Consider the following 18,505-nt stretch of genomic DNA (forward strand, 5'->3'; position numbering starts at 1 on the left):
ACTTATATTAAATGAAGCATTGCTTGTAACCCCATGTTACAAAAAAGAAAAAATGCTGATTACAGTCAAAAATAAACCCTAAGATAGAAGCCATAATTCTGAAAACGCCTCTAAAAATAAGGCTTGCTGAAGTTGTTTTCTCTAAAAAAATATTTTTTTCCAGTCTTCAAAATTTCATGTTTCGTTATATTAAAAAACCAGCTACCTATACAGCATCCTGTATTCTGGCATCTGGTTATTAATTATCAAAATTAGGTATTTTTACTCCTTCTTTCTTTCTCCTTCTTTCTTTCTCCTTCTTTCTTTCTCCTGACTCGGTGACTCGGTGACTCGGTGACTCGGTGACTCGGTGACTCCTGATTCGATGACTAATGATTTACTTGAATTAATCGCTGTTTGAGACGTTCTGCTTCACCAGAATCAACTAAACAGCCTTTTTCTAATAGAAAAGCACCATCACAGTAATTTAACTCTTCTAACCGATGAGTTACCCACAAAGCAGTAATACCGCGACTTTTGACTAGGTTACGCACACTAGCCACTAAATCGAGTTGACTATCTGGATCTAGTAAAGCAGTGGGTTCATCTAATAATAGAACATCACAATGACGAGCGATGGCTCCAGCAATTGCCACCCGCTGTTTTTGTCCACCAGAAAGGGCGTAAATCGGCCGTCGCTGTAGAGACAATAAATTTACTGCCCCCAAAGCTTCCTCAACCCTAGCTCTGACCATAGCAGGTTGTAACTTTTCTGCCACCAATCCAAAAGCTACATCAGCACCAACTGTTGGCATTACCAATTGATGATCAGGATTTTGGAACACAAAACCAACGGGGGGTAAAACCATAACTTCCCCAGATTGAGGAGCTAATAAACCTGCTATTAATCTCAGAAGCGTAGATTTACCACTGCCGTTTGTCCCCAAAAGCATCCAAAACTCACCTTTAGGTACTTTAAGAGAGCAAGATTTAATTACTTGCTCCCCATTAGGCCAAAAGAAGTTTAAATTATTAACTTCGATGCCCACTGCTGTCATGTTTATACCTTGAGTTATTCAGCAGTAAAAGCAGCAAAGCCAGGCGGTTTACCACTGCTACTAGCTGCACTATCTTTTTGGATAATCTGAACTCCCGAAATTTCACTAGCACGGACAGCAATTTTTTTCTCTGTTTTGCCTTCGCACTTGAGTTCCACAATATCAGGGTTGCCAGAGCGCATGGCCGCCAAAATTAGCTGATAGACAGCTTCGGCATCTTCAGTAGACTTACGTTGTACTGATATGGGGAAAGCAGTATTTCTGATGCTTAAATCAATGGTAAACATTTAGAATTAATCAATTTTCACTGTATGACTCATTCTAGCGTCATTAGTCATTAGTCATTAGTCAGGGGTTAAGAATTTTTTTTCTTCCCTAATCCGCAAATAAAATTTTTTTCCCAGTCCACTGGCGAAATTAGAGATTTTCACCTATTATGATAGAAAGCGTAAAAAATTGTAAACTAGGTTGACAATCTAGTTGAATTCCTGTAAAGGACATTATTTGCCATTTGCAGACGCATAAAATCCGTAATTATAAAACATTTTGGAGATTTGCTCTTATGACCATCGCAGTTGGACGCGCCCCTAGTAGAGGGTGGTTTGACGTATTAGACGACTGGCTAAAGCGCGATCGCTTCGTATTCGTAGGCTGGTCAGGAATATTATTATTCCCCTGTGCCTTCCTTGCGTTAGGCGGTTGGCTAACCGGTACAACCTTCGTCACATCTTGGTATACCCACGGACTAGCATCCTCCTATTTAGAAGGAGCTAACTTTCTCACAGTAGCAGTATCCACACCAGCTAATAGCATGGGACATTCCCTGTTGTTCCTGTGGGGTCCTGAAGCTCAAGGTGACTTCACCCGTTGGATTCAACTGGGTGGTTTGTGGCCTTTCGTAGCCTTACATGGTGCTTTCGGTCTGATTGGCTTTATGTTACGCCAATTTGAAGTAGCCCGTCTTGTAGGTCTTCGTCCCTATAATGCCCTTGCTTTCTCCGGTCCTATTGCCGTATTCGTCAGCGTTTTTCTGATGTATCCTTTAGGACAATCTAGCTGGTTTTTTGCCCCCAGCTTTGGAGTAGCCGCAATTTTCCGTTTCCTCCTATTCCTCCAAGGTTTCCATAACTGGACACTTAACCCCTTCCACATGATGGGTGTAGCGGGTATCTTAGGTGGGGCTTTACTTTGTGCCATTCACGGTGCAACAGTAGAAAACACCCTATTTGATGATGGTGAAGGTTCAAACACTTTCCGTGCCTTCAATCCTACCCAAGCTGAAGAAACCTACTCCATGGTGACAGCGAACCGTTTCTGGTCACAGATTTTCGGTGTTGCTTTCTCCAACAAACGTTGGTTACACTTCTTCATGTTGTTTGTCCCAGTTACAGGACTGTGGATGAGTTCCATTGGTATCGTTGGTTTAGCATTAAACCTGCGGGCTTATGACTTCGTTTCCCAAGAATTACGGGCAGCAGAAGACCCAGAGTTTGAAACTTTCTACACCAAAAATATCTTGCTAAACGAGGGTATCCGCGCTTGGATGGCTCCTCAAGATCAACCCCACGAACAATTTGTATTCCCTGAAGAAGTGCTACCTCGCGGTAACGCTCTCTAAAATTCATCTCCGATTCATCCCCATTGAGGATGAATCATTTTGTAGTTGGCCTCCACCTGTTGGTGGGGGTTTTTTATGGCAGAAATTAAAATTAAGATATTGCAAATTTTTGCAGTTGTGTTATAGTAATCTCAGGTTACAAACCCAAAGCATTTTGCTTTGCCCCTTTTGAAAATAAAGCCATTTAGGCAATTAGGAGGTGATGCCCATGATAGAAAGTAGTATAACCATGGGTCATCAAGTTGCAGTTAGCCGGCTGCGCGCCGGGGCTGTTCTCTAAAAGTTAGCTTTAGTTCTCTTGAGATACTAAGTTAGCTCAACTAACTAGGCTTAACATCGGAGTTCCTTCCGGCAGTCTGGTTGCAACTTGAAGACCCGCTAGACCGCCCTGACTTAGATTATCTGATCTAAATCAGGGCGGATAGTTTTTATAGGTGGTTTTTGGTTTGAACCAGTACAGAACCGATTGACACTCTCACCGTCTTTAGACACTGAGATTCTTTAATCAATGAGCCAACTTACAATTGCTGGATTACTCCAACAAAAACAGAGGTCGATTCTCCTAAAGCGTTAATTCCGGTATGCCCTACCGTACTCGATTTTTGTATTTCATTTTTCACCAAATTTAGCTTTCCTAAACTGCAATACTGTTAGGTATGACTACGCACTCAACCAAATTAGTTAAGTTTTTACGTTGTTTAGTTATACTTAAATTATGGAACTTTCAAAAGTATATCACACCTACTGTTACTAGTCAACGAGTTAGGCTAAATATTTTCGCCCGTGTCGCTTATATCTCAGCACTAAAGTGACTGAGCTTTACGCTTACCGAGTAATCTTGTAAGTAAATTAACTATTTAAAAATCCTAAAAAGCTTGTTTGATCTAATTTTTTAATTTTATCCAGCGGTACTAACTAGTTATTATTAATAATCCACATTCGCCAATATTTAGGTATTTATTGACAACGATTAGCTAGGTAAATCATTGTCGTGGAACATTTATTAGGGAAAGAGCATCATCAATATTTGTCAGGTTTTTGGAGTAAAAACGAAATAACCATCATTAACAAATGATAATTAATCTAGAAGGGTTTTGATTGAAAGTATATTTCAAAACTTGTTTAAATGCTTCAATGTTTAAACTTATTCGCTAATCTTCCGCATAAGAACAGTTTGATACTAGTGTAAAAACATCAATCTTACTTTGTGTAACTGCAAACATAATACCAGAAGAATTGATATTTACTTAATCGAAAAATCTGATGTTGATAATTAGAAAAAACTATAATATAATCGCAGGATATGATTAAAAGTTTTTGCATAAGTTAATTGCATCGAAGTTTAACGATTAATTAATCAATTGTTAGCCTTGTGAGAGATATGATTGTGCTATTGATGGCAGTCATGCCTATTCCACAGGTTTCAACAAGACTTCGCATTTGTAAACAGTTAGCTACAGCGAACTCAGTTATCCATATAATGGTGTGAGGAGAAAAGGAAAAATGTCTAATATCTTGTGGAAATCCCTGGTGGTTAGCCCCGCAGTTTTGGCAGCAGCATTGCTAGTATCTTCAACAGCAATTGCCGCGACCAGTACCACTAAGGAAGCATCATCAATTGAAACTTCCTCTGCAACAGAAGTTTCCCAAAAGCCAGAATTATTGGCTACAGAAACCAAAGAAGCCCAAATTTTAGCTCAAGTTAACCGCTACAGCAACGAAAACAATACTTCTGGGTCTCAGGTAACATCAGTTTCGCAATTCTCTGATGTTCAACCTACAGATTGGGCATTCCAAGCCTTGCAGTCTTTGGTGGAGCGATACGGTTGTATTGCGGGTTATCCCAATGGCACATTTCGCGGTAATCGGGCTTTAAGCCGTTACGAGTTTGCGGCTGGTTTAAATTCTTGTTTAGATCGTGTGAACGAACTGATTGCCACAGCAACGGCTGATATGGTGACAAAACAGGATTTAGCAACTTTACAGCGGTTGCAAGAAGAGTTTTCTGCTGAATTGGCAACCTTACGTGGCCGTGTAGATGCCTTGGAAGGACGGACTGCTGAATTAGAAGCAAATCAATTCTCCACAACTACTAAGTTAAAAGGTGAAGCTATTTTTGCTGTCAGCGATACCTTTGGTAATCAAACAGGTAAAGCTAACCGGGCAGTTTTCCAAGATAGAGTCCGTTTAGGCTTGGAAACCAGCTTTACGGGTAGAGATATGTTAACAACCCGTTTGGCTGCTGGCAATGCCACACCCTTTGATTTACGCGACAATGCTAATGGTGCTATTAATCCTGCTAATGCTAGTGGAATACGTAGTAACGCAGTCGGCAAACAGACCTTTGAGGTCGGTGCAACTAGCCCGGCTAACAGTGTAAAAATTGATAAATTGACTTATGAAGCTCCTATTGGACCAGCAAGAGTTTATCTTTTAGCTAGTGGTGGGCAACATAGCGATTATGCTGCTGTTAATAATCCTTACTTCTTTGATAAAACAGATGGTGGTAAAGGGGCTTTAAGTACATTTGCATCTGAAAACCCTATCTACCGAATTGGTGGTGGTTCTGGGATTGCATTGAATGTACCGTTTGGGAAACCTGGTGATAGTTTCTTGAAACCAAGTTCTCTAACATTGGGTTACTTAGCTTCAAATGCTAATGATCCTACGCCAAGTAATGGCTTGTTCGACGGTAACTATGCAGCATTAGGTCAGTTGAACTTTAATGTTGGTAATCGCCTTGCTTTAGCTGCAACCTATGTGCATGGTTATCAAAAAGCAGGTAGTACCTTATTTGATTCAGGATTGGGTGGTGGTGCTTTGGTAGGTACTGCACAAGCAAATAGCTTGGGCGTTAATAGTGTAACTAATGCTGCCAGTGCCTCTTCCAGTAACTCCTACGGTATTTCCGCAGCCATCAAACCCAGTGATAAACTGTCTTTGAGTGGTTTCGTTTCCTATCATGATGTTACAGGCTTCGGCGCTAATGATGATAAAGAAGCTTGGAGCTATGGTGTTGGTTTAGCTTTACCTGATTTTGGTAAGAAAGGTAACGTTTTGGGTATCTTTGGTGGCGCTCAACCTTACTCACTAGCAGGAACTACTAGAGAGACTCCATACCAAGTTGAAGGCTTCTATAAGTATCGCGTTTCGGAAAATATCTCTGTAACTCCTGGAGTTATTTGGGTTACATCTCCTGGACAAGCTACTAACAGTAACGATGCCTTTATCGGTACACTCAGAACAACTTTCAGCTTCTAAATAGTTAAAAGTTTGTTGATAAGTTTCAACGTTATTTGACCCTGCCCTAAGGCGGGGTTTTTTTGTGGAGAGAAAAAACCCCAGTTCAGAACCGGAGTATACTGGAAAAGTGAATTTAAAATTAAATCAGTGGTTAGAAACCGCATCTACACAGACAAAACCCACCTGCGTGGGTTTCAAATTGTTGATTTCTCATCAGCTGTTCCGCATTTAAATTGTATAACCTGTTAGGAGTCTAAATATTGTGGGGTGGGCATCCTGCCCACTTTGAATGTTTAAATTAGGTGCGTTTTAGCTTAGTCCTAGTCCGCCCAGGCGAACTTTGTTTGTATAGCTGCGATTTATAATCGCTCAGGCTTCTTTAACCTTTATTATGGATTAATACTTGTGGAACTATCTTGTAAATCTGAATACGCAATTTTGGCGTTATTAGAGATGGCTACTCATTATGAAAATGGTGAACCGATGCAAATTCGGCAAATCGCTACGCAACAAAAGATACCTGATCGCTATCTAGAACAACTGTTAGCAACTTTGCGGCGTGGGGGTATAGTTAAAAGTCAACGGGGTTCAAAAGGGGGCTATTTATTAGCGCGAGAACCTCGGAAAATTAGTATCTTTGAGATTTTAGAATGTTTAGAGGGTTTAGATATGCAAACTGGTGAGCAAAATACTAACCCCACAAGTTTAGATAATTCTGTGGTGTCGGAAATTTGGCAAGAAGCACGTCAGGCAGCAAATTCGGTGTTACAAAATTATTCGCTTCAGGATCTCTGTGAAAAACGCGATTCCCGGCGGCAGTTGGATATAATGTACTACATTTAAGAAAAAAAAATTATGATGCGGATTGTTGAAAATATTACGGAGTTGGTGGGACGGACACCCCTGGTCAGGTTAAACCGGATTCCTCAAGAATTAGGTTGTGTGGCGCAAATTTTGGTGAAGTTGGAAAGTATGAACCCCTCGTCATCGGTAAAAGACCGGATTGGGGTAAGTATGATTACTGCGGCGGAGAAAGAAGGATTAATTGCGCCGGGGAAGACGATTCTGGTAGAACCAACTTCGGGTAATACGGGGATTGCTTTGGCTATGGCGGCGGCAGCTAAGGGGTATCAATTAATTTTAACAATGCCGGAAACGATGAGTGCCGAACGCCGGGCGATGTTAAGGGCTTATGGGGCAGAATTGGAACTCACGCCGGGAATTGAGGGGATGAGTGGCGCGATTCGGCGGGCGCAAGCTATAGTGGATAGAACACCTTATGCCTATATGTTGCAGCAGTTTCGGAATCCGGCTAATGCCCAAATTCATCGGGAAACTACGGCTGAGGAAATTTGGGCAGATACTGATGGCCAGGTAGATATGATTGTGGCGGGAGTGGGGACAGGGGGGACGATTACTGGGGTGGCGGAGGTGCTGAAAGCACGGAAACCGAGTTTTCAAGCGATCGCTGTTGAACCAGCTAATAGTCCGATATTATCGGGGGGTAAACCAGGTCCGCACAAAATTCAAGGCATTGGCGCAGGTTTTATTCCCCAAGTCTTAAAGGTAGAATTGATTGATGAAGTAATTACGGTTACTGATGAGGAGGCGATCGCCTTTAGTCGCCGATTAGCGAGGGAGGAAGGGCTACTATCGGGAATTTCCACCGGTGCTGCCCTTTTTGCTGCGGTGCGTGTCGCCCAACGGACTGAAAACCGCGATCGCTTAATTGTGATGATTCAGCCTAGTTTTGGTGAGAGATATTTAAGTACACCTTTATTCCAAGACCTAGAAGCGAAAACAGTAACTAGCACCAGTTAACAATCTATTCGATTCATGTCCCATTCTAACCATTACGACACCCTAAAAATTACTACCCATGCTACCCAAGCGGAGATTAAACAAGCTTATCGTCGCTTGGTAAAAATTTTTCATCCTGATAGTAATCAAAAAATCACAGACAATGAACAAATTATTCGTGTTAATGCTGCTTATGAGGTTTTAAGTGACAGTAAAAGTCGCCTTAATTATGATGAAAAACTCCGTCACAGTCAGCAAGAATTTCATCATGTTCGCCAAAAACGCGCAGAATCTGCTCAACAACATTACAAAACGGCTAGGAAAACGAGAAAAGATGTTGATGAGAATGTTGAGGAATGGTTACGTTTAGTTTATAAACCAGTAAATCGGATACTTTGTACCATTCTCAATTCCTTAGAATCACAAATTGAGGAATTAGCCGCAGATCCTTTTGATGATGATCTTTTAAACGAATTTCAAGATTATTTAGAGTCCTGTCGAGAAGACTTGAAAGAAGCACAAATTAGGTTTCGTTCTTTACCTAATCCTACTAGTTTTGCTCCCGCAGCAGCGCATATATACTATTGTATGAGTCAAGTGGGAGACGGAATAGAAGAGTTGGCGTACTTCCCATTAAGCTATGATGATCGTTATTTGCACACAGGCCAAGAATTATTTCGGATAGCTAAAAGATTGTATCGTGAAGCGCAAGAGTCGGTTCGTTGATGAGATTATTTTCGGTTTCGCTAGAGAGTTCTTATATTAACCAATAGGATGACATCCTGGTTTAACTGCATGAATAAATTCACTACCGGCTAATGGTCTTCCCCTTTTATAAGCGGCTTCTTGTGGTTGTCCCCAGCCTAATTGCAAAATAATTTCTAAAAAGTTTGGGTTTTCCCATTTTAATAAAGTTGCCCATTCTGTTCTTTGGGTAATTCTCTCAACATCTATTTTAATAACTTTTTGATGTTGTTTACCATTACTAAAACTTAAATACAAATCCATTTCTGCTGTCACCAAATACCAAAATTCTAAAATTGCATCTTTGGTAGATTTCAAGATTTTCAAATCACTTTCTAAAGCGATTAATTCAGCATCAATTTCTGGATAATGCAGATTTTTACCTTTAACAGTCATATCTTTCCAGATGATTCCAGAAACTTGATTTTCTCGTTGATATTCATGAATGGAGGCTTTAAAATCTTGGTAAGCAGTGAATCTTTGAAATCCGTCGGTTTTGACAAACGGATCTATAACGGGATTAATAGAAACAGTTATATCTAACTTTAACCGTTCCCCTTTTAAGCAAGCTTGGCGTTCGGTTGCCAAAATCTGAATTAGCTCTTGGGTATTGTAAATATTAATCATTAGTCAATGGTCATTAGTTATTAGTTATTAGTTATGAAACATCAAAATTATTGATGGAATATTTTAATTATTATCTATTGATAGAAATAGAAATGCGGTATCAGAACCAACTATCTGGACTATTTTTTATCTCATAAAACCAAAATTGATGCAGATTAATGAATGTTGACCTTAGAGGATGAATGAACAAGTCCTTCGTGGTGTATCAAATATTTTCAGATCCCCCTAAATCCCCCCTTAAAAAGGGGGACTTTGACTCTAGTTCCCCCCTTTTTTAGAGGGGTTAGGGGGGATCAGCAAGCGCCTAAGATCACCACCCAAAACTTTTCAAACAACCTCTTAGAGGATGAATAAACAAGTCCCTCATGGTGTATCAAATATTGTTTTACCCCACCCTAACCCTCCCCTTTCTAAGGGGAGGGGACTTGATTTTCTCTTATCCCCCCTTGGAAAGGGGGGACTAAGGGAGGTAAGCAATCATACCTGATATTACTTTATGGCTAACGCCACGCTACGCTATCAAACAACCTCTTCCTCTATTTTACCTTTAGACGTAGAATTAGGATGATGATCAGCCCTTTCAGTGAAGTCAAAAGTAAGAACCCCATAAATAAATTTAGGGGCTTGTACCTTTTTCTTTCTGATCAAAACAAAGCCCAGTTAGGGCTGAATATTTACGAATAATGGGTATAAATTCAGACAAGCTAAAGGTAATGATATTTTATGAAATTTATTCTGCAATTATTTGATAATCCCTTTTGGGCATTAGTACGCAAAGAAATTAATCAGATTTTGCGAAATAAACAATTAATTGTTTTGTTGATAGTTCCCCCAACAGTCCAATTATTACTTTATGGATTTGCACTTAATCCTGATGTCCACAATTTAAAATTGGGTGTGATTGATTATGCTAATGTTGCTGATAGTCGAGAACTAATTTCAGCAATGACTTCTAATCGAATTTTTACTCTAGAATCTATCCCAACTAGCGAAAAAGATTTAAGTCAACAAGTAGAAGATGGAAAACTAGATGTAGGAGTCATAATTCCGCCGGATTTCTCGCGTAAATTAGCACAAAAAACCGCAGACATTCAAGTTTTTATTGATGCGGTGAATGCCAATACAGCGGGGATTGCTGCTAACTATATGAATCAAATTGTTCAACAATATAATCTGAGTTTGGAAGAAGGGAAACGCAGTCCTCCTGTATCACCGCAAGTAGTATTTCTTTATAATCCTGGACTTACGAGCAGTTGGTTTTTTGTACCGGGAGTCATGGGTTTAGTTTTAACATTAATTGGGACATTAGTTTCTGCTGTGACTGTTGTGCGTGAGAAAGATACAGGAACTTTGGAACAATTGTTAATGACTCCAGCCGCGAATTGGCAAATATTGTTATCAAAAATTGTCCCTTTGGTATTTTTGTTAATGGGGGATGTAATGTTAGCTTTAACCTTGGGAACTGTGGTGTTTAATTTGCCATTTCGTGGTAGTTTCTTGCTGTTTATTTCTTTATCAAGTATGTATGTATTTGTGGGAATTAGTTTAGGAATTATGTTAGCGACTGTTTGTCGTTCTCAACAACAAGTTTTACTCACATCTTTCTTTATTAATTTACCAATTGTGCAGACATCTGGGGCAATTTCTCCCATTGAAGCTATGCCTCCTTTCTTTCAAATGCTATCTTTACTAAATCCTCTTCGTCATTACATCACAATTGTCAGAGGTATTTTACTCAAAGGAGTTGGTTTAGATGTGCTGTGGATTCATGTTTTAGCATTACTCGGTTTTGCTGTAGTGTTGTTGAGTATTAGCGTGAGTAAGTTTCGTAATCAGTTGAGTTAAGATAACTTGAAGATTGGCAAAATTCAAAAAAAGATAATCACAAAATCCCTTTCCCTAGCACCCTACGCTTCAATGCTACTATTCTAGGTCGCGCACCTTGACCTGAAAAGCCTAACCCTTCGCGGAAAATTTCAGGAATATAAAATCGCTTTATTTCCTCTTTTTGTTTATCTTCATAAATCACTCCCATTTCTTCTAATAATGTTACTGTTTTTTGATCCATGTCAAAATCTTCTACAGCAAAAGGAATTATCCGTTGAGTTGCAGGATATTTACGAAGTGTATCTTCTACCCATGTTTTGAAAGCTAGATATTCTTCTTTAGCTTCTCTCACTTTTTCTTCACTACACGGTTTCAGAGCGCGACGAATTGCTGGAGGAGGTAAAAGTCGGCTTGTAGACCATTTTGCAAATTGTAATTCTTTACTATTTACTGTAATATCTGCTGCATTATACAAAAAACGGACAATATCTCTGGCTTGGAGTCTACCTTTAAAATCTGTTAAAGCTGCAAATACCCAAGAAGCTGTGTAGGCTTCTTTTGTCCCTAGTCTTTTACCCCATAGTTGCTCTAATTCATCTATGATATTCTCTTGAGTTAGACTGTAAATACTATCTTTTTTTGCACCTATCACATTAGATTCACTACAAATCCAATAAACTAATCTCAAGAAAGAATCTAGATTCCAAGATAAATCATAAGCACGGTAAAGATTCTCAAATTGACTCAAATTTTGAGTAATTGTATACCTCAAAAAATCACGACGCAAGAAAATTATGACACCAAGATTAGATTGCCTAATTTCTGACAATTTCTTTGGTAAATCATCAATTAAAGCTTTTAAGGCAGTCTGCTGTTGATTACTAGAGGCAATTTTGGAAAAAATATCTTCTAAACCGTCAAACAAAAAGATAATTTTTAATCCTTTATTTTTTAAATCTTGATTTATAGTGCCAAGAGTATTAGGAATATCTACATTTGGATTAATACCTATAGCTCTGGCAATTTCACCAACCCAGAATTCTGTCCATTTTGGTTCATTCCAATTTTGCTCTCCAAGTTCCTTTTTAATTCTATCTGCATATTCTGAATGTACAAATTCAGGAATATTATCACCTAAAGCTTCTCTAACTTCAATTCTAGATTCGGTGATAACAGTTTTTGCATTATCCTTAACGTTACTGGACTCAAGTAAAGGAAATATATATGTTTTTGTCTCAGTTTCCTTATGTCTATGATCAATATAATTCAGAAAATTTTCCCAATATTTAAATCGTGATAACTGTATATAATTAAAAGTTTTTCCCGCACCTTTAGCTCCAATTGATACTATATGAGGTAATTTATCTCTAAAATTAGTAGCTAAGTTCAGCAAAGGTTCTGTTATCAGTAAATCTTCTCCTTGTCCTTGTTCAGCGTACTCATATCGCTGACATAAATCCCTAAGTCTTTTCACCTCTTCTTGTTTGTGTGTTTCTGAGGTTAATTCCTGATTTTCGATATTTGGTAACAGTTCTTTAGCCCAATTTCTAGCAATTTTCATCACTGAAGTTGCATTTAATTTTGAGCGTGCATCTTCCCAGTTATTTACATAAAGTAATTCTTCTGCAAAATAAGCTTCTTTTATTTCCAATCTTGGCTCATCTAACTTATTTTCTTGTGATTGTACATAAGCAGATCCTAATTCAAATAAGGCATCCTCATATACTGGTAATTTCTTGAATTCTTCTTTTAACATACTAATTACTATTGATGGATCATAGTATGTTTTATCTTTAACTTCTGCTTCTGGTGGCGCAATTTTGCCAATTTGTTTTAAAACTAGACTTGTACCTTTAATAGATTGATCATTAATAGTTGTAACTAGAAACCGCTGAATTCTAGGATCAAAAATTATTGGACTAGATATTTCACTCAATCCGGCTCTCAAATCAATAAAAACATAATCTGCATTAACAACTTGACCTAAACTATAGATAGCATTGCCATATTCCCAAGTTCCATCTGGACTTCTAACCAAATTTTCAGGTAAAATAGGAGTATCTAGTAGTTGTTCATCATTAAGACAAGCAGGTAAGAAATAAATTGTTAATTCTCCCTCATGTTTAGCTGATTTTTTAACTTCACGGGCAAATAATGAAAGTGCTTCTTCTCTTGCAATGGGAGAATAGTGGTAAACTTCTAAAAAATCAATAAAAGAAACTTCTGGCTGTTGTTTTTCAAAAGCATTCCAATAAGTAAGACCTGGTGCTTCCAAATCAGCATCAATCACTAAGATAGTTATAGATTCATTTAACTCTTTAGCTCTATCTAGCAAAGCAAAAAGATGGGCTGATAAATTTAATGTTCTACCTACACCACCTTTAAAAGAATAAAAAGCTATTAAATTAGGTTTTTCAGAATATGGTTCTGGAAGATCCACTATTTTTTTGACCGCAGTTTCTGTTTCTGAGCCGCTTTCTAGATAAGCAATTTCTTCCCAAAAGGGACGAACATCAATATCAGTTATGTAAGTTTCCTCTTCAGAGATAAATTCTACTGGAAATGTAGCATTACCAAGGTCAAATTGAATAACAGACTCGTCTTCCTGATACCAATCCTTAAACCATTCTTTCAGTGCAATGACAGCATTTTCTCTATTCCGAAAATATATTTCTAAAGCATCTGAGTAACAGTAAATTTTCACTACGCCATCTGGTAGATTAGTTCCATAATTAGTTTTTGTGCGAATAGTTCTTCTAATATCAAGCCATGTCAGTAATTTGGGTTTATTCATAAACTTTTAAGTTCTCCTGCAATCCATTTTGATATTTCTAGTAGTTTATTTTCTATATCTTCATCATTAGCTTTAATTTTTCCATCTTTATTAACTATAGCAATAACTTTTCCTCCATAACGCCACAGTTCGTTAATTTGACCAGGGTTTAATTTTCTATCCTCTTTATTATTTCGTGTATCAAATATTTCCTGAATGACTATTTCACGGGGTAAGCTCAGATGTCCTCCTGCACCTAATTTACTTAATAATTTATTAATATTATGCTTGCATTCATTGATATCTGTACATAAATCAGTACGTCTTGTTTCCTGTCTTGCCATCAAAACTGCTTTCAAACCACATTCAACAGCATAAAATAAAAGTAACCGATGGGCATTAGTACGAGGACTTATCTGAGAAGCAGATAGATTTCCACCCCAAGCTTTCTTCATTTCTTTGTCTGTAAAAGGTATTGCCATTCCCGTTAACTAAGATTTTATTCAGTTATTTTACGTCAAAATCGCGCCACCCATTAACGGGTCATACCGATACTTCAACTCATCCTCTATTAAAGTCCAACACTCCATGATTGATACAGTTGTAATCAACCAAATCTTTATGCGTGTTAAATTAGCTTTACTGGGAATACTAAGTATAGGAATGATTGGATATAAATGACTATGTTGGGTAAAATCAAATTTGCGGCCATTTTCGTAGCAAGTACAGCGGGGATATTGTGGGTGGTAAATTTACCTTATCCTATGATTCGTCAACCTGTAGCTCAAGCAGCACCATTGCTATTGCTACCTAGTTTCATGAGTATGGATCGTCATTATCGGGGTGCTATTGATTCTCTGGAACAGGCAGATCAATTAATTAGTAAAGCTACTAGTTCTGCCGATATTGAACGGGGTGGAGAAAAAGTTAAAGAAGCAAAAAAACATTTAGAGAATTTACCTGTTTGGTTTTTGGGTTATTATCCCCAACGTTATTGCAGTTTAGTTGGTTGTTCCTGGCAGTTTACTTTTGATGAATTTGAAAAGGCACGTCAGCGAGTAGCACGATTAGAAGCAGTGGCTTTCCAGGATAAAAATGCCTTAGTACCATTGGATGAAGCACAAAAGGCACTATTGACAGCAAAGCAGGAATATCAACAAGCTAAAAATACAAAAGATAGAGATAAAGCCATTGCTTCTTGGCAAATAGCTATAGATAAATTAGATCAAATTTCTCAACAAACTTATGCTGGTAAAAATGCCCAAACTCAACTCGCAGCATACAAACGGGATTTTGAAAATGCACAAGTTGGTAATTTTATTGCCGCGGCACAGGAATTTGATTTAGAAGCCGAGAAAGTTAAACTCACAAAATCTGAAGCTGCATCAGAATTGTGGCAACAGGCCATTACTAGACTCGAACGAGTACCAAATGAAAATCCTCGTTATTTAGACGCACAAAAATTAATGGCTGCATATCAAGTTAAACAGAAAACAGTTATTGATCCCCGCAGTTCGACTTTAATTGAAGCTGGCAAACAGTATGCTTTAGCTGCTGCCAAAGCTTCTCAAAATCCCCCCCATACAAGTCAGAAATGGGAACAAATTGGTGAATTATGGGAAAAAGCAATTCAACAATTAGAAAAAATTCAAGTTAGTGAACCTAGTTATGTAGAAGCACAAAAACTAATAGCACAATATCAAACCAATGTAGGAACTATTAAAAATCGTCGGCAAATGGAAAGTGATGCTGTGGATATTCTGAAAGAAGCTAACAAGGAAATTCAAAGATTGATTGCTTCTCCACCAACAGATAAAAATCAAATTAGAGCCGAAATTCATGGAGTTATAACTCAACTTAATAACGTCAAATCGGGAACTACTGCGTACACCGAATCGCAACGATTATTAACATTAGCAAACAAAAGAATTCAGCAACTAAAATAATTAATCTAATGGTTCAACAAGTAATCTAACACTAATTTTGAAATATTCGTAGGGTGGGCAATGCCCACCGGATAATGGTTGAGATTCAATCTAAAATATCCGTTTTCTTGTCCGATTTTCCGGCTGTGTTTTTCTTAAAGGGACTACCTCAGCTTCACTACCCTCTCTAGCTACTCTAATTAATAAAGCAGAAGATACCAAACTGGCAATCATCGAATTACCACCATAACTAAACATGGGTAAGGGTAAACCTGTCGTTGGTAACGCACCTGTAGTTACACCAATATGTAATAGTGATTGGCCAACCATGACAACTACTACACCAATTGCTACTAATTTAGATGTGAGATTTTTGGCCTTGAGGGCAATAATTAATCCTAAAGTGGCAAATATCGCCAACATGATTAATAACAAAATCCCCCCAATAAAGCCAAATTCTTCCGAAAAAATTGCGAATATAAAATCAGTATCTTGAATTGGTAAATAGAATAACTTTTGTTGAGAAAGTCCAAATCCAGACCCCCAAGTTTGACCTGAACCTACAGCCAATAAACTTTGTACTAACTGATAACCATCTCCTTGAGCATCTGCCCAAGGATTCATAAAGGACATAATCCGTTTCCGTTGATATTCTTTAATACTAATACTCAATAATGCTAACATCACCCCACCAATAGCTGTTCCTCCCAAATATTTAGATGGTAGTCCTGCTGCTAAGGCAATAAACCAAATTGTCATTCCGCAAAGTGCTGTTGTACTTAAGTTAGGTTGTGCCAAAATTCCTAAGAGAACAAGACCAAAAACACCCAACCAAGATAACCGAATTCCCCAACGAAGTTTATCCCACTGGCCGAAAAGTGTCGCACTTTGTAAAACTAAAAAAGGTTTAATTAATTCTGATGGTTGGATAGGAATCGGTCCAATGGCTATCCATCTAGCTGCGTCAAAGGCTTTTTTTCCCAATCCTGGGATTAAGGTCATAAAAATCAACATCAGGAAAAATATCAAAAACCAATGAGATACCCCCAAAATTTTCCGCAATGGCAGATTAACAATGATGTTGAAAATAATCAAGGAAGCTATAGCCCAAAGGATTTGCCGTTTGAAATAATATAAACCATCACCCTGACGGACATCAGCAACGGGATAGGATGCGGAAAAGAGGATGATTAAACCAATAAACATCCACATTAATGTTAGCCAGCGCAATAATCGGGCTTCTAAACCCCAGTTAGAAACGGAATTATCAAAAATTGGGATTAATCGGAGTAGATTCACAATTGTTATTAGTTATTAGTTATTAAGTAGGCACAATTAAATATAATATGGGCAGGCAGGATGCCCACCCCACAAGAATATTATACTTATTGTGGGGTGGGCTTCTAGCCCGCCCAGAGTCAACAATATTATTTTGATATTATTTGAGCCAATCTACTTAGTTATTAGTAATTAGTCAATTTAAATCAAAACTAAATTATCGCGGTGAATTATGGTGTCTGCACCTTCATAACCTAAAATTGCCGGAATTTCCCGTGAATGTTTGCCGCAAATTTTCTGCAATTCTTTACTATTATAATTCACCAATCCTCTAGCAATTTCATGACCATTACTATCACATAATTGCACTGCTTCTTGACTGTCAAATTCCCCTTCTACGGCTTTAATTCCCGCTGCTAATAGGGATTTTCCGGCTTTAACAACGGCAGCGATCGCTCCCTCATCTAAGTATAATTTTCCTCCAGGTATCAAACCATAGGCTATCCAGCGTTTGCGGGCTGAAGTTGGTTCTGGTTGCGGTGCAAAGTGTGTACCGATGAGTTCCCCTTGAATGATTTTTTCAATGTTCCGGGGAAATTGCCCTTGAGTAATGACTGTGCGGATACCAGCAGCGATCGCAATTCTGGCCGCAGATATCTTAGTCATCATTCCCCCAGTCCCCCATTGAGAACCCTGTCCCCCTGTTTGAATCTGCAATTCTGTCAGTTCTTGCATACTGCTAACTAAACTAATGGGTTTAGCATCAGGTACGGAACGAGGATCGGCAGAATATAATCTATCAACATCCGTTAATAAAAATAGCCAATCTGCTTCTACTAAACTAGCTACCAATGCAGAAAGGGTATCATTATCTCCGAATTTTAATTCTTCTACAGCTACGGTATCATTTTCATTGACGATGGGAATTACTCCCAAATTTAGTAATTCTTGAAAAGTATTATTGGCGTTAAGATAACGGCTACGTTCTACCAAATCTGCCCTAGTTAATAATACTTGAGCAATGGGCTGTTGCAAGATACTAAATAAGTCATCATATATACGCATTAATCTACCTTGCCCAACTGCTGCTACAGCCTGTTTTAAAGCTATAGTTTTGGGACGTTCTGTTAAACCTAACCGCGCACAACCTACTCCCACAGCGCCAGAAGAAACTAAAATTACCCGATGTCCCTGTCGTCTCAAATCACAAAGAGTTTCGGCTAAGGTTGCAATGCTAGAAAGGGCTAATTGTCCCGTTTCCGGTTGAGTTAGGCTAGAAGTACCGATTTTAACAACAATTGTTTTGGTCATTGATCATTGGTGATTTATCCCCAAAAAATTATACAGCGCCAATCCCTCTATAGTGAAGGTTGACGCTGTACGGGTTTATATTTATCTCTTATCTGCTAGGGTCTTTTTTTGGCTGACCTTGATGTTATTAAAATTTATTTTCAGCAGCTTTAAGTAAATCTCCATTTGATAAATTAGACCATCCCTCTTCATAAGCTGTTGTTACAGAATGCTCTATTAAATATTTCCTTAGTGGTACAGGAGTTCCCTGATCAAAAAGAATTTTCATATCTAAGCAGTTAACATATTAAGCTCATATTTACCATTTACTTGATACATTAGG

15 protein-coding genes are annotated in these 18,505 nt (G+C 38.3%); 7 read left to right on the plus strand and 8 right to left on the minus strand.

Features of this window, described 5'->3' with window-relative positions; all coding sequences use genetic code 11:
* Positions 1-368: 368 nt before the first annotated feature.
* Entirely contained in the window at positions 369-1,037 is a 669-nt protein-coding gene (locus EZY12_10045) for an ABC transporter ATP-binding protein (protein QSX69880.1), read from the minus strand.
* Positions 1,038-1,051: 14 nt separating this feature from the next.
* On the minus strand, positions 1,052-1,324 hold the full coding sequence (locus EZY12_10050) for a hypothetical protein (protein ID QSX69881.1): 273 nt from the start codon (positions 1,322-1,324) through the stop codon (positions 1,052-1,054).
* 275 nt (positions 1,325-1,599) lie between these two features.
* Here EZY12_10050 and psbD point away from each other — a divergent pair, with 275 nt between their 5' ends.
* From psbD to EZY12_10075, 5 genes are all read left to right on the plus strand, one after another.
* Positions 1,600-2,655: a photosystem II D2 protein (photosystem q(a) protein) gene (gene psbD, locus EZY12_10055; GenBank protein QSX69882.1), complete on the plus strand. Its 1,056-nt coding sequence runs from the start codon at positions 1,600-1,602 to the stop codon at positions 2,653-2,655.
* Positions 2,656-4,158: 1,503 nt separating this feature from the next.
* On the plus strand, positions 4,159-5,916 hold the full coding sequence (locus EZY12_10060; GenBank protein ID QSX69883.1) for an iron uptake porin: 1,758 nt from the start codon (positions 4,159-4,161) through the stop codon (positions 5,914-5,916).
* 387 nt (positions 5,917-6,303) lie between these two features.
* The gene (locus tag EZY12_10065) at positions 6,304-6,741 is read left to right on the plus strand and encodes an Rrf2 family transcriptional regulator (GenBank protein QSX69884.1); all 438 of its coding nucleotides are present in this window, start codon (positions 6,304-6,306) and stop codon (positions 6,739-6,741) included.
* A 15-nt stretch (positions 6,742-6,756) separates the two neighbouring features.
* Positions 6,757-7,719, plus strand: coding sequence for a cysteine synthase A (gene cysK, locus EZY12_10070; GenBank protein QSX70612.1), 963 nt, complete (start codon positions 6,757-6,759; stop codon positions 7,717-7,719).
* A 15-nt stretch (positions 7,720-7,734) separates the two neighbouring features.
* The gene (locus tag EZY12_10075; GenBank protein ID QSX69885.1) at positions 7,735-8,424 is read left to right on the plus strand and encodes a J domain-containing protein; all 690 of its coding nucleotides are present in this window, start codon (positions 7,735-7,737) and stop codon (positions 8,422-8,424) included.
* A gap of 36 nt (positions 8,425-8,460) precedes the next feature.
* Here the strand turns inward: EZY12_10075 and EZY12_10080 are convergent, their stop codons facing one another.
* Positions 8,461-9,069: a hypothetical protein gene (locus EZY12_10080; GenBank protein QSX69886.1), complete on the minus strand. Its 609-nt coding sequence runs from the start codon at positions 9,067-9,069 to the stop codon at positions 8,461-8,463.
* Positions 9,070-9,792: 723 nt separating this feature from the next.
* Here EZY12_10080 and EZY12_10085 point away from each other — a divergent pair.
* Entirely contained in the window at positions 9,793-10,914 is a 1,122-nt protein-coding gene (locus EZY12_10085) for an ABC transporter permease (protein QSX69887.1), read from the plus strand.
* A gap of 37 nt (positions 10,915-10,951) precedes the next feature.
* On the opposite strand, the gene EZY12_10090 is transcribed toward EZY12_10085, so the two are convergent.
* Both EZY12_10090 and EZY12_10095 read right to left on the minus strand, forming a co-directional pair.
* Positions 10,952-13,690 carry a ParA family protein gene (locus EZY12_10090; protein QSX69888.1) on the minus strand — a complete coding sequence of 913 codons (2,739 nt, stop codon included), beginning with the start codon at positions 13,688-13,690 and terminating at the stop codon, positions 10,952-10,954.
* The gene (locus tag EZY12_10095; GenBank protein ID QSX69889.1) at positions 13,687-14,151 is read right to left on the minus strand and encodes a hypothetical protein; all 465 of its coding nucleotides are present in this window, start codon (positions 14,149-14,151) and stop codon (positions 13,687-13,689) included. The genes EZY12_10090 and EZY12_10095 overlap by 4 nt, the downstream gene beginning before the upstream one ends.
* Positions 14,152-14,352: 201 nt before the next feature.
* Here EZY12_10095 and EZY12_10100 point away from each other — a divergent pair, with 201 nt between their 5' ends.
* Positions 14,353-15,615, plus strand: coding sequence for a hypothetical protein (locus EZY12_10100; GenBank protein QSX70613.1), 1,263 nt, complete (start codon positions 14,353-14,355; stop codon positions 15,613-15,615).
* Between the two features lie 90 nt (positions 15,616-15,705).
* Here the strand turns inward: EZY12_10100 and EZY12_10105 are convergent, their stop codons facing one another.
* The 3 genes from EZY12_10105 to EZY12_10115 all read right to left on the minus strand — a co-directional run bounded on the left by EZY12_10105 (position 15,706) and on the right by EZY12_10115 (position 18,451).
* Entirely contained in the window at positions 15,706-16,893 is a 1,188-nt protein-coding gene (locus tag EZY12_10105; GenBank protein QSX69890.1) for an FtsW/RodA/SpoVE family cell cycle protein, read from the minus strand.
* A gap of 180 nt (positions 16,894-17,073) precedes the next feature.
* A complete protein-coding gene (gene proB / locus EZY12_10110) occupies positions 17,074-18,183 on the minus strand; it encodes a glutamate 5-kinase (GenBank protein QSX69891.1) in 1,110 nt (369 codons plus the stop codon).
* A 127-nt stretch (positions 18,184-18,310) separates the two neighbouring features.
* Positions 18,311-18,451, minus strand: coding sequence for a hypothetical protein (locus EZY12_10115; GenBank protein ID QSX70872.1), 141 nt, complete (start codon positions 18,449-18,451; stop codon positions 18,311-18,313).
* Between the last annotated feature and the right edge of the window lie 54 nt (positions 18,452-18,505).

It is taken from the genome of Dolichospermum sp. DET69 (assembly GCA_017355425.1).
GTDB lineage: Bacteria > Cyanobacteriota > Cyanobacteriia > Cyanobacteriales > Nostocaceae > Dolichospermum.

Bases quoted from the DNA above. Each gene is read 5' to 3' on its own strand.
- EZY12_10115 (QSX70872.1), bottom strand. From the start codon at position 18,451: ATGAAAATTCTTTTTGATCAGGGAACTCCTGTACCACTAAGGAAATAT.
- EZY12_10080 (QSX69886.1), bottom strand. From the start codon at position 9,069: ATGATTAATATTTACAATACCCAAGAGCTAATTCAGATTTTGGCAACC.
- EZY12_10100 (QSX70613.1), top strand. From the start codon at position 14,353: ATGTTGGGTAAAATCAAATTTGCGGCCATTTTCGTAGCAAGTACAGCG.
- EZY12_10085 (QSX69887.1), top strand. From the start codon at position 9,793: ATGAAATTTATTCTGCAATTATTTGATAATCCCTTTTGGGCATTAGTA.
- EZY12_10075 (QSX69885.1), top strand. From the start codon at position 7,735: ATGTCCCATTCTAACCATTACGACACCCTAAAAATTACTACCCATGCT.
- EZY12_10095 (QSX69889.1), bottom strand. From the start codon at position 14,151: ATGGCAATACCTTTTACAGACAAAGAAATGAAGAAAGCTTGGGGTGGA.
- EZY12_10060 (QSX69883.1), top strand. From the start codon at position 4,159: ATGTCTAATATCTTGTGGAAATCCCTGGTGGTTAGCCCCGCAGTTTTG.
- EZY12_10045 (QSX69880.1), bottom strand. From the start codon at position 1,037: ATGACAGCAGTGGGCATCGAAGTTAATAATTTAAACTTCTTTTGGCCT.
- cysK (QSX70612.1), top strand. From the start codon at position 6,757: ATGCGGATTGTTGAAAATATTACGGAGTTGGTGGGACGGACACCCCTG.
- proB (QSX69891.1), bottom strand. From the start codon at position 18,183: ATGACCAAAACAATTGTTGTTAAAATCGGTACTTCTAGCCTAACTCAA.
- psbD (QSX69882.1), top strand. From the start codon at position 1,600: ATGACCATCGCAGTTGGACGCGCCCCTAGTAGAGGGTGGTTTGACGTA.
- EZY12_10050 (QSX69881.1), bottom strand. From the start codon at position 1,324: ATGTTTACCATTGATTTAAGCATCAGAAATACTGCTTTCCCCATATCA.
- EZY12_10090 (QSX69888.1), bottom strand. From the start codon at position 13,690: ATGAATAAACCCAAATTACTGACATGGCTTGATATTAGAAGAACTATT.